We start from the raw sequence: 9,668 nt of genomic DNA on the forward strand, positions 1-9,668 counted from the left end.
AACTCTAAAAAAGCAAAAAGTTTTATATTTACTTTAGTTAACATAAAATAACAAAATTATTAAATATTTAGCAATAACACTAAATAAATAGCCTAAACATCAAATGCTTGGGCTACAAAACTGGTGGCCAGAGGCGGGATCGAACCGCCGACACACGGATTTTCAATCCGTTGCTCTACCGACTGAGCTATCTGGCCGAATAAATAGGTCGTGTATTACAACATATTTTAACGATGCCGTCAAATTTTCCTGTTTAGCGACACAAAAACAACTGGTTTATCCACACAAACCAGTTGTTTTATACTTGATGCGATTATTTTGTAATATCTACAATGCTACGCGCAGCACGGCGAGCGTCCAACAAAATCAAGCCCAATTTCGCGCTTTCTTTTGCTGTTAAGCACAACACATTAGAGCCACCAGCTTGAATCAGCAAAGTGTAGCCAGTTTTACCTTTTACAATCACTTGCTCCAATTCACCACAGGCCAACTCGCGAGTAGTACGGTTGCCCAACGCTAACAAAGCAGCAGACATCGCGCCCACACGGTCAGCATCAACGCTATCTGGCAACAGATGTGCGATAGGCAAACCATCGGTAGAAATAACCGCAGATGATGTGATGTCCACAGACGAGCTATTCAAATCGCTCAATACGGAAGTTAGAAGTTGTTCATGCATTTTTTAATACTCCATTATTTAAAAACCACCGCCCAAGCTGGCTGCGGCATCTGCTGTTTGATACAACGCTCGGACTAAAGACACAAATGCTTCTTTATGTAATTGTGGCGTACCCCCTGTTACCAAAATATATTTCGCGTCTTTAATATAAATTGGGAAGAAAGTCAGTTCACTTTGACCTGTTGGGTCACACAAACCCCACGCATTTTGATAAATATTCAGGTTATTTTTAATCAACAACGCATGACGCTCGGATAAGCGAATAGCTTCACTCGCCAAAATTGCTACTTCTTCCGCTGCTTCGTGATGGAAATTAGAGTTAGCAAAGTAAAAACCATCTTGGTCAATCAACAAGGCTTTTTGACTATCTGACATATGTGGCAACAAGTTTGCCAATGTGTCATCTGTCAATTCTGGCAAATCAACAGGCTGCTCGCTACCATACAAAAATTCCAAGCGTTGCAAGCGATACAACAAATTCAATGCTGCGTCTAAATCATCGGTTTCAGCCCATTCCAACAATTTTTCTGGCGTAATTGGTGCACTGCTGCCTGCACTTAAAATATTCGCCAACAGGGTGCGGCTTGCACTGCTACTTTTGTTAGCAACGGCATAAAACGCACCAGCAGCGGTGATGTGCGGATATAAATTCGTTTGTAAAGAAAGAGTCGATTCCATGTTATACCTCTAAACCTGGGTCAATTTGGAACAGCATTGCCGTTACCAATTCTTTTACATCATCTTCATTACGCGCATCAACTTCAAATACAGGCACATTCAAACCATGCTGTGCCAAATATTTTTGATAAACATCAATACCAGGAACAGCGCGAATGTCCATTTTGGTTACACCCACTACCAATGGTGCTGTTTTCAATAAATCGTCAAACGAATCCAAGAAGAATTTTAAGTCTTTCAAAGGATTACCACGAGTGTTGTCCAGCAGCAAAATCAAGCCCATACTACCTTGGCTCAAAATTTCCCACATAAAGTCAAAACGTTCCTGACCTGGCGTGCCGTACAAGTGAACTTTGGTATTTTCATCAAGCTGAATCAAACCGTAGTCCATTGCAACTGTCGTATAACCTTTGCGAACAGAGGTCATATCCGATGCACTGGCATCTGTTTGAATAGGTGGTTCATCTGACAATGCCGCAATAGCTGTTGTTTTGCCTACACCTACGGGCCCCGTGAAAATAATTTTGTTTTCTATCATCATAGTGAACACCTCTTATTATTTGTTCAGCAATTTTTTCATTAAGCGACTGAGTAAGCCACCGCTTGTTTTTTGCGGCTGCTGTGAGCTTGCCGCTTGCACTTGTTCTGGACGTGGCGCAGCACTGGTATTAACCGTTGCTTGCGTTGCAGAACTAGCCGCAGGTACTTCATGCACTTGCTGCGTAATACCTAAATAATCGGTCAAGTAAGTTGCCGCAATGTAGTTCAAAATATCTGCCATATCCAAAGGCATCAATTTATATAACATGTTGAGACTAACCGATGTTTTAGTCAAAAACGCAGATAAACGCATAGACTCTGGCAAAGGTGCTAAACGAGTCAAATTAGGCCAGCTTTTCAGTTTAAATACCGTGTTGGGATTCAATGGTTGTACCAAACGACCATTAGCTGTCCACAAGGCAATTTGCCACATTGAAGATGTTACCGTTGCATTTGCACGTTCTTGAATATTACTATCGTCTGGAATTTGTTTGATTTTTAATTCCAAATTACCTTGGCGACACAAGTTCTTCAGCTGGTCTGAATCCACTGCCACCCATACACGTTGAATGGCGGGGAATACTGCCAAAATCGGTTTTTCATCCAATGTAATTGCTGCATTGCGTTGTTGTGCCAACACATCGCGGAACGCACCCAATAAACCTACATTTGGGTCAAAGCGTGGAATAACTATTTCAGTTGCGCGGTTATTTTGTGGCGCTGTGGCTTGTGGTGTAGGTGCAGGCTGCCCTGGACGGGTTGCAGCTGGATTTGCACCAGCCACACGTTGTTGCATTGCGCTAGCAGAATGCACTACCCATACGCCATTACCTTGCATTAAGTTACGTAAACTTAAAAACAGCGTGTCAAATTTAATGGGTTTAGACAAATACGGTGCGGTAACTGATGGCGGTGATTTAGAAAAATACACTACCACGCCACCTGGATAATCGCCTTTGGCCTTTTGCCAAGCAGAAATACCTGCTGTGCCATCGCCATCAACAATCACCAATTCAGGTTTTTCGCCAGAACCAGCTTCAATTACCTGATAGTTCGTTGTATTGTGCATTTTAAACGCCATTTTGAACATGGCTTGTTGCTGCTCGTCCATAGCAACAAACAACAACTTCACCGTTTTTACTTGTGGTAAGTCATGATTCATAATTTTTAATGTCCGAATGAGCCGTTATTAAATCGTTGTAGTAATTGGCTCATTGCCAATACCACTTCCTCAGGTAAGGATTGCACTTGAGAACGCAACTCTTGCAGTAGGTTTTCCAAGCGCGTCCATTCTTCTGCGCGTTCATACAAGTCAAACAAAGCAATATACAGTTGTGATTCTTGTGGGTGTTCCAAAATAGAACCTTCCAACAATTCCATTGCATTGTCTAATTGACCATACATCAATAAAGAATCAACGTCTTTCAAAATACGCTCTGCTGCTGTGCGTGGCTCTGAATCCACATCTACTTTTTCAGACACCAATGCTTGGTAACGCGCTTTCTTCAAGCTACCGCCATCCAACAAACCTTGTTGCATACCCAATTCGCGCAAAACAGCTTCATTGGGATTAGCTTCCAGTTTTTCAAATATTGGATGCTGCCCCATGCTGTATCCCCAGCCCAGCATACGTTCTTTAACTTGACGACCGTATTGACCTAAACTGTAATACAAATTCCACAAATGCCCTGCAAAACCGTTAATGTTTTTAGCGCGGTAATCTAGCGTCAAAGCATCAATCAGCAAAGATGCAGGTTTGTCGGACACACGAATAGCTTTATTTAAGTATTTGATTGCTGCATCGTAGCTCAATGAATCTTTGAGCAATTTCACGCTTTGTTCAGGCTCCATAAACGCCAAAACCGCACCTTTTTCATCGTTGCTAATCGCAGACAATGCACCCGCACCAGCCACTAATGGTTTGCGTGGCACAGTTTGCTCTTGGGTTTCTTTTGATGCTTTCTTAGCAGATACAGGCGAATGTGTTTTTTCGGGAGCAGCAGGTGCTTTGGCAATCGTTTTCTCGCCGATTTCTTCCGCTGTTTTCTTCACGCTCCAACCCAATACGCTCTCTGCCAACACGCGCAAGCCCAAGTGGTTTTCGTCCAATGCCAAACCGCTTTTCACAAACTCTTCAATTTGCTCTGTGCTTAACAAAGATTGGTATGTCATTAAAGATTCAGCAACCGCATCGGGGTTTTTGGCTTCAACCCACAAGCCAATCAGCTCAAATGCTAAATTAGGGTCAGCTGTTTTGGTTTTGCTCAAATAGGCAGATAAAGATTCCGCTGCCTTTTCATAATAACCAAACTGCTTGTAAACATTGAATTCTGTAAGCGTATCAACGTCCTGAACAGACACTTTGGTGTCATCAACCACGTTAGCAGCAACATTAGTTGCACCCCAATCCCAACCTTCCTCTTGTGCTTCTGACGCACTATCGGAATCAGAAGAATCTGCTTCTTCTTTTTGCGCGGCTACTTTTTTATTACCTTTTTTGCCTTTAACAGACTTAGCACTGGCTGATTTCTGTCGCCCCTTGGCAATCACAATCCCGCCGATTGCTACCAAGAATACGGCAACTAATCCCTGCATTACTGGATCGTCCATAGCCTCTCCTTACTCGTCAAACAATGTTTCATGGATTAAACCACTCTCAATTGATTTCTATAAAAATGAATAACGCAGATAGACGCTATCTGCATTCATATTGATTTTGTCGATTTTAACACCATATGCACACAATCAACATACTTGCATACAAATTCTTACAATTTAATGCGTAACATGTTGCGCTTTTCCCAAATCTGATTCAAGGATAATCGATGACTTCTCCCAAACCGTTATTTTGGTTGCAGGCTGCTTCTGATGAACAACTGGCGGCTTTTTGCGAGCACAACGCTGCTTTGACGACTTTGCTCCACGAAGCGTGGCAAAAATTTCAAACCGACCGCGCAGATTTGTTTAGTAAGCAGCCTGCATTTTCTGCCGAGCCGTATGCGCCCAATGTGTCGCCCGATGAATTGACCCACAGCGCGATTTCGCCTGCGGAAATGGCGGAATTTTTGCGTACTTTTGACCGAAATCGCAGTCGTAGCGACAAGCCGTTTGGCGATGATGTGGCGATTCAAGACCGCGATTGGGACGTGTTGTAATCACGCTGTATAAACATAATCCACAATTTGCGCCTTGTTTTTGCCTGCAATTTGTACGCGCAGGTGGATTGAATCGCCCTGCTGCTGCAATTCGCCGCGATAGCAATCGGGTTCGCACCAATATTCTTGTTGCATTTGCCAGCCTTGTTCGCCATAGGCAAAACGAAAAATCGATTCGTATTCGCCATTTCTGTAACGGCAAAAGGCAACGTGGTCGGCGGCAAATTGCCAGCGTTTGATGTCAAAAGCGCGTTGTTTTTGGTTGCGGATTAGGGTTTCGTGAAAATCTATCCATTGCTCGGCGGTATTGCATTGCACTTGGATTGTGCCCGTGCCGTGTGATGTTTGATTAGACTGCTGGGCGGTAAATTGGACGCTTTGGATTTGGCTCAATGCTGTCCATAGGTTTTTTAAGGGTGTTTGCATAATAGTTTTTTGATTGAGAAGCAGCCTGCACATTGTATCGTTCAAATGTGCAGGCTGCTTTTTTATGCCGAATTAAATCTTTTGGAAGAAACGATACGCTGGCATTACCAACAAGCAAGCAATGCAAGCTTTGGCAATATCAAACGCCAAATAAGTGGTAAAGCCTTTGTAGATTAACTCGCTGCTTGGCACAAACAACGACAATTGCGCCAAACCAAACGCATACATCACAGCTACGGCAAGCAAGGCTGCCACTACGCTTTTAACAGTAGAGTTCAACGCGCCTTTATCGCTTGCCCAACCCAAAATACCAGCCATTGCCACGAAGCCGAACAAGTAACCGCCCGAAGGTCCCATTAACACCGCCAAACCTGCGCGACCATTGGCAAACACAGGCAAGCCCATTGCGCCTTCTGCCAAATACAGCATTAAAGCGGCAATCGCGGCTTTGCGTCCCAGCGCAAAACCCATCACCATTACGCCCAGCGATTGCGCGGAAATGGCAACGCCCCAAGGTTGTGGAATCGCCAGTTGCGCCAACAAAGCAATGACGTTTGCGCCGATTACGGTTTTTAAAATCAACGCAGTAGTTTGATTTTGTGCCGCCCATTGTTTGCTTGTGGCTAATGTTGCGTACATAAGTATGCTCCTTGTGGTTGTAGAGTAAAAGCTGGATTATGGTTATTTATGGGCAAAATTGCAAGAAAAAGCAGCCTGCACTTTATTATTGCTCGCTTTGTCGCTGATTGTAGCGATATTGCCACGGTGCAATGGCTTGGCGATTTGTCCACAAGCCTAATCGTTGTTGCTTGGCGGATTGCTCGGCGGCTTCGTATTGCGCGTAATCGGTTTTGGCTTGATTGCGTTTGGCAATGCTGCGATAGTGCCATGCGTTACCTTGTTGAATTTGCAGCAAATTGACATCTTGTCCGTTGGCATAAATTCGCGCGACTTGTCGTCCGTATTGGTCGGTGTCAAACACTTCTACGCGGACTTTTTGTTGCGCCACGATTTTTCGTAACGCATCACGGCTGCTTTTGCCATCGACTTGATTGAGTTCGGGCGCATCAATGTATGCCAATCGCACACGTTGCGTTTGACCGTTGGCATCCACCACGCGCACGGTGTCGCCATCGTGAACGCTTTTGACGGTTGCGCTGTATCCGTTTTCATTGCTGGTTGACGCAGCTCCGCAAGCGGTTTGTGCGATTAAAATCAAGGCGGATAAACAGATTTTCCAGTTTGCTTTCATATTGTTTCCATTTAATAACAAAGCAGCCTGCACTTTGCCAAACACAAAATGCAGGCTGCTTTTTGATACATTTCTCTATTGCGTTAAGCGTTCATTTGCAAACGCATCTGCTTACGCTGTTCGGCAGCCGCAGCCCGACATTTTTGCTGCTCAGTTTGCAATAGCAAGGGCGGTACGGTCGCAGGTTTGCCATCTTCCATCGCCACCATCGTAAAGTAACAAGAATTGGTGTGGCGTGTGGTGCGTTCGCGAATGTTCTGCGCTTCTACGCGAATGCCCACTTCCATAGACGTGCGCCCAACCAAGTTTACGCTTGCCAAAAAAGTCACCAATTCGCCCACATAAATCGGCTCTTTAAAGGTGACTTTGTCCACTGAAAGGGTAACGCAATAATGCCCAGAATAGCGGCTGGCACAAGCATAGGTAACTTGGTCAAGCAGTTTGAGCAAATCGCCGCCGTGTACGTTGCCGCTAAAATTTGCCATATCGGGTGTCATCAGCACCGTCATTTGGAGTTCGTGTTGGAGTTGTGTTGGCTGCATGATTAGGCTTCCAGTTTGCGGCAAATGCTTCTCATAGTAGAAATATCGGGTTGGCGTACTTTAAACTCGCCATTGGGTAAGCGTTCAAATTGCAAAGTAAGGGTGCGGTCGGCTTCGTTTTCTGGTTTATCTTGCAGAATTTTAATGAAATTATTGTCTCTTTGTTGCAATTCGGACGATGCTTTCAAAGCAGCCTGCACGCTTTCGGGGTGGTCACATTCTACCGTGTCTCTTTGTGTTACCATGCGGACAGTGTTGTCGCTATCAAGCGTCCATTTAGCGGTTGATGTTGTGCGATAAGTCAGCGTTTGTGACATATCTTTATCCAACACAACGGTTAGGATTTTGTCTTCTCCGTGACTGGTGTGGTCGGCTGCGTATTCCGTTTCGCCCAAAATCATCGTGTGGATAGAAGGGTATTCGGTCAAACATTTCCATTTGCCCACTAATTCTGCTTCGGTTAAATCGGCTGCGTGTGCCGACAAGCCAGTCGAAGTCATCAATATAAATAAGGGTTTTTTCATTTGGGTTACTCTTAAAAAATGGTTAAAAAAGTGCAGGCTGCTTTTTTATATTAACCGCGCGTCCAAGTCGTGCCGTCTGCGCTGTCTTTCACAATAATTTTATGCGCCGCCAACACATCACGAATGCGGTCAGATTCCGCCCAATTTTTCGTTTCACGCGCCGTTTTACGCTGTGCAATCAACTCGTTAATTTCATCAGCCGACAAACCGTCATCGCTCGCACCGCTTTGCAAGAACGCTTGCGGCTCTTCCTGCAACAAGCCCAGCATACCGCCTAACGCTTTCAGGCAGCCTGCAAATTCCGCGCTGTTGTGTTTATTCGCTTCGTTTGCCAATTCAAACAGAACAGACATCGCTTCCGCCGTGCCGAAATCATCATTCATCGCCGCGAAAAATTTGCGCGTGTATTCATTGGTATTTTCTGTCAATTCAAACGCAGCAGGCGCAACATTATTCAAAGTATTGTACAAACGCGCCAACGAATTTTTCGCATCGTCCAAATGCGCGTCAGAATAATTCAACGGACTGCGATAATGGGCGCGTAAAATGAAAAAACGCACCACTTCAGGTTGATATTTTTTCAACACATCGCGGATTGTGAAAAAATTGCCCAACGATTTAGACATTTTTTCATTGTCCACGCGAATAAAACCGTTATGCAACCAATATTTAACATGGCTTTGAATGATTTTGTCGCCATGATTGTGATTGCAGCTTGAATTGTGTGCGCCGCAGCTTTGCGCGATTTCATTTTCGTGATGTGGGAATTGCAAATCCGCGCCGCCGCCGTGAATATCAAACGTCTGCCCAAACAATTCGCCGCCCATTGCTGAACATTCAATGTGCCAACCTGGGCGACCTTTCCCCCACGGGCTGTTCCAATGCGGTTCTTCAGGTTTCGCTGCTTTCCATAATACAAAATCCAACGGGTCGCGCTTGTTTGTGTCTACGTCCACACGCTCGCCTGCGCGTAAATCGTCCAACGATTTGCCCGATAATTGACCGTATGCCGCAAACTCGCGCACCGCGTAATACACATCGCCGTTAGCGGCTGGATAGGCTTTGCCATTGGCAATTAAATCTTCAATCATTTGAATCATTTGCGGAATATGCTCGGTTGCTTTCGGCTCAACATCGGGGCGCAACACGCCTAATTTGTCGCTGTCTTCATTCATCGCCGTGATAAATTCTTCGGTCAATTCCTGAATCGTAATGCCGCGTTCATTGGCGCGTTTGATGATTTTGTCGTCAATATCGGTAATATTGCGGACGTAAGTGAGCGGATAACCGTGTTGGCGTAACCAACGCGCAATCATGTCAAACACCACCAACACACGCGCGTGTCCCAAGTGGCAGTAGTCATAAACCGTCATGCCGCAAACGTACATTCGGACGTTTTTCGGGTCTAGCGGTTCAAATTTTTCTTTTTGGCGCGTTAGGGTGTTATAGATTTGTAACATGGTTACGCTTTCGTTTTGGTTTGACAAAAATAAGCGCGATTATAGCAAAAAGCAGCCTGCACTTTGGGTTTACAAAATGCAGGCTACTTTTTAAATTGTTTGATAAATAAACGTGCTTGAATGATTTTGAATATTCCAAAGCAGCCTGCACATTATTATTCGGCTGTATTCTTTTAACGCAGCGATTTCATTATAGTGAATTAAATTTAGATTAGTACAGCGTTGCCAACTCCCTTATGTACTAGCTGTACACGGCGGTCGTTGTCGCCTTGTCCTAATCTAAATTGGTGGTGTCCTGAAAAGTGTGCTGTAAAAAAATAAGCAATAAAAAAGCAGCGAAAACAGAGTATATTTGAGTGTGTGAAAACAGAAATAACTCTAACTTGTCCTCGCTGCCAAGGACAAAATATAA

Annotated in this window: 12 protein-coding genes and 1 tRNA gene; 1 reads left to right on the top strand and 12 read right to left on the bottom strand. The window is 44.5% G+C overall.

Going from position 1 to position 9,668, the window contains the following annotated elements; all coding sequences use genetic code 11:
• Positions 1 to 121: 121 nt before the first annotated feature.
• The 6 genes from BQ5809_RS02510 to BQ5809_RS02535 all read right to left on the bottom strand — a co-directional run bounded on the left by BQ5809_RS02510 (position 122) and on the right by BQ5809_RS02535 (position 4,507).
• Positions 122 to 197: transfer RNA gene (locus BQ5809_RS02510), tRNA-Phe, on the bottom strand.
• A gap of 116 nt (positions 198 to 313) precedes the next feature.
• Positions 314 to 679, bottom strand: coding sequence for a roadblock/LC7 domain-containing protein (locus tag BQ5809_RS02515; RefSeq protein ID WP_003788385.1), 366 nt, complete (start codon positions 677 to 679; stop codon positions 314 to 316).
• Between the two features lie 18 nt (positions 680 to 697).
• Positions 698 to 1,357, bottom strand: a complete 660-nt coding sequence (locus BQ5809_RS02520) for a hypothetical protein (RefSeq protein ID WP_003788387.1) — start codon at positions 1,355 to 1,357, stop codon at positions 698 to 700.
• Between the two features lies 1 nt (position 1,358).
• Complete coding sequence (locus BQ5809_RS02525) at positions 1,359 to 1,895, bottom strand: GTP-binding protein (protein ID WP_003791782.1); 537 nt, start codon at positions 1,893 to 1,895, stop codon at positions 1,359 to 1,361.
• An 18-nt stretch (positions 1,896 to 1,913) separates the two neighbouring features.
• The gene (locus BQ5809_RS02530) at positions 1,914 to 3,059 is read right to left on the bottom strand and encodes a DNA-binding transcriptional response regulator (RefSeq protein ID WP_003788390.1); all 1,146 of its coding nucleotides are present in this window, start codon (positions 3,057 to 3,059) and stop codon (positions 1,914 to 1,916) included.
• A 5-nt stretch (positions 3,060 to 3,064) separates the two neighbouring features.
• On the bottom strand, positions 3,065 to 4,507 hold the full coding sequence (locus BQ5809_RS02535; protein ID WP_003788392.1) for a hypothetical protein: 1,443 nt from the start codon (positions 4,505 to 4,507) through the stop codon (positions 3,065 to 3,067).
• A gap of 215 nt (positions 4,508 to 4,722) precedes the next feature.
• On the opposite strand from BQ5809_RS02535, the gene BQ5809_RS02540 reads away from it, so the two are divergent.
• Positions 4,723 to 5,052, top strand: a complete 330-nt coding sequence (locus tag BQ5809_RS02540; protein WP_003788393.1) for a hypothetical protein — start codon at positions 4,723 to 4,725, stop codon at positions 5,050 to 5,052.
• Here the strand turns inward: BQ5809_RS02540 and BQ5809_RS02545 are convergent, their stop codons facing one another.
• From BQ5809_RS02545 to cysS, 6 genes are all read right to left on the bottom strand, one after another.
• Positions 5,053 to 5,478: a DUF6314 family protein gene (locus BQ5809_RS02545; protein WP_032827830.1), complete on the bottom strand. Its 426-nt coding sequence runs from the start codon at positions 5,476 to 5,478 to the stop codon at positions 5,053 to 5,055.
• A 72-nt stretch (positions 5,479 to 5,550) separates the two neighbouring features.
• Complete coding sequence (locus BQ5809_RS02550) at positions 5,551 to 6,117, bottom strand: biotin transporter BioY (protein WP_003788397.1); 567 nt, start codon at positions 6,115 to 6,117, stop codon at positions 5,551 to 5,553.
• Positions 6,118 to 6,202: 85 nt separating this feature from the next.
• Positions 6,203 to 6,730, bottom strand: a complete 528-nt coding sequence (locus BQ5809_RS02555) for a thermonuclease family protein (RefSeq protein WP_230477963.1) — start codon at positions 6,728 to 6,730, stop codon at positions 6,203 to 6,205.
• Between the two features lie 83 nt (positions 6,731 to 6,813).
• Positions 6,814 to 7,272 carry an acyl-CoA thioesterase gene (locus BQ5809_RS02560; RefSeq protein WP_003788400.1) on the bottom strand — a complete coding sequence of 153 codons (459 nt, stop codon included), beginning with the start codon at positions 7,270 to 7,272 and terminating at the stop codon, positions 6,814 to 6,816.
• Between the two features lie 2 nt (positions 7,273 to 7,274).
• On the bottom strand, positions 7,275 to 7,796 hold the full coding sequence (locus BQ5809_RS02565) for a hypothetical protein (RefSeq protein WP_003788401.1): 522 nt from the start codon (positions 7,794 to 7,796) through the stop codon (positions 7,275 to 7,277).
• Between the two features lie 50 nt (positions 7,797 to 7,846).
• Positions 7,847 to 9,256 carry a cysteine--tRNA ligase gene (gene cysS, locus BQ5809_RS02570; protein WP_003788404.1) on the bottom strand — a complete coding sequence of 470 codons (1,410 nt, stop codon included), beginning with the start codon at positions 9,254 to 9,256 and terminating at the stop codon, positions 7,847 to 7,849.
• Positions 9,257 to 9,668 lie beyond the last annotated feature (412 nt).

Source organism: Kingella kingae ATCC 23330 (assembly GCF_900111845.1).
Taxonomy (GTDB): domain Bacteria; phylum Pseudomonadota; class Gammaproteobacteria; order Burkholderiales; family Neisseriaceae; genus Kingella; species Kingella kingae.

What these genes read in the sequence shown, in the direction of transcription:
- BQ5809_RS02545 (WP_032827830.1), bottom strand. Translation starts at nt 5,478, where the DNA reads ATGCAAACACCCTTAAAAAACCTATGGACAGCATTGAGCCAAATCCAA.
- BQ5809_RS02530 (WP_003788390.1), bottom strand. Translation starts at nt 3,059, where the DNA reads ATGAATCATGACTTACCACAAGTAAAAACGGTGAAGTTGTTGTTTGTT.
- BQ5809_RS02525 (WP_003791782.1), bottom strand. Translation starts at nt 1,895, where the DNA reads ATGATAGAAAACAAAATTATTTTCACGGGGCCCGTAGGTGTAGGCAAA.
- BQ5809_RS02515 (WP_003788385.1), bottom strand. Translation starts at nt 679, where the DNA reads ATGCATGAACAACTTCTAACTTCCGTATTGAGCGATTTGAATAGCTCG.
- BQ5809_RS02535 (WP_003788392.1), bottom strand. Translation starts at nt 4,507, where the DNA reads ATGGACGATCCAGTAATGCAGGGATTAGTTGCCGTATTCTTGGTAGCA.
- cysS (WP_003788404.1), bottom strand. Translation starts at nt 9,256, where the DNA reads ATGTTACAAATCTATAACACCCTAACGCGCCAAAAAGAAAAATTTGAA.
- BQ5809_RS02560 (WP_003788400.1), bottom strand. Translation starts at nt 7,272, where the DNA reads ATGCAGCCAACACAACTCCAACACGAACTCCAAATGACGGTGCTGATG.
- BQ5809_RS02550 (WP_003788397.1), bottom strand. Translation starts at nt 6,117, where the DNA reads ATGTACGCAACATTAGCCACAAGCAAACAATGGGCGGCACAAAATCAA.
- BQ5809_RS02555 (WP_230477963.1), bottom strand. Translation starts at nt 6,730, where the DNA reads ATGAAAGCAAACTGGAAAATCTGTTTATCCGCCTTGATTTTAATCGCA.
- BQ5809_RS02565 (WP_003788401.1), bottom strand. Translation starts at nt 7,796, where the DNA reads ATGAAAAAACCCTTATTTATATTGATGACTTCGACTGGCTTGTCGGCA.
- BQ5809_RS02540 (WP_003788393.1), top strand. Translation starts at nt 4,723, where the DNA reads ATGACTTCTCCCAAACCGTTATTTTGGTTGCAGGCTGCTTCTGATGAA.
- BQ5809_RS02520 (WP_003788387.1), bottom strand. Translation starts at nt 1,357, where the DNA reads ATGGAATCGACTCTTTCTTTACAAACGAATTTATATCCGCACATCACC.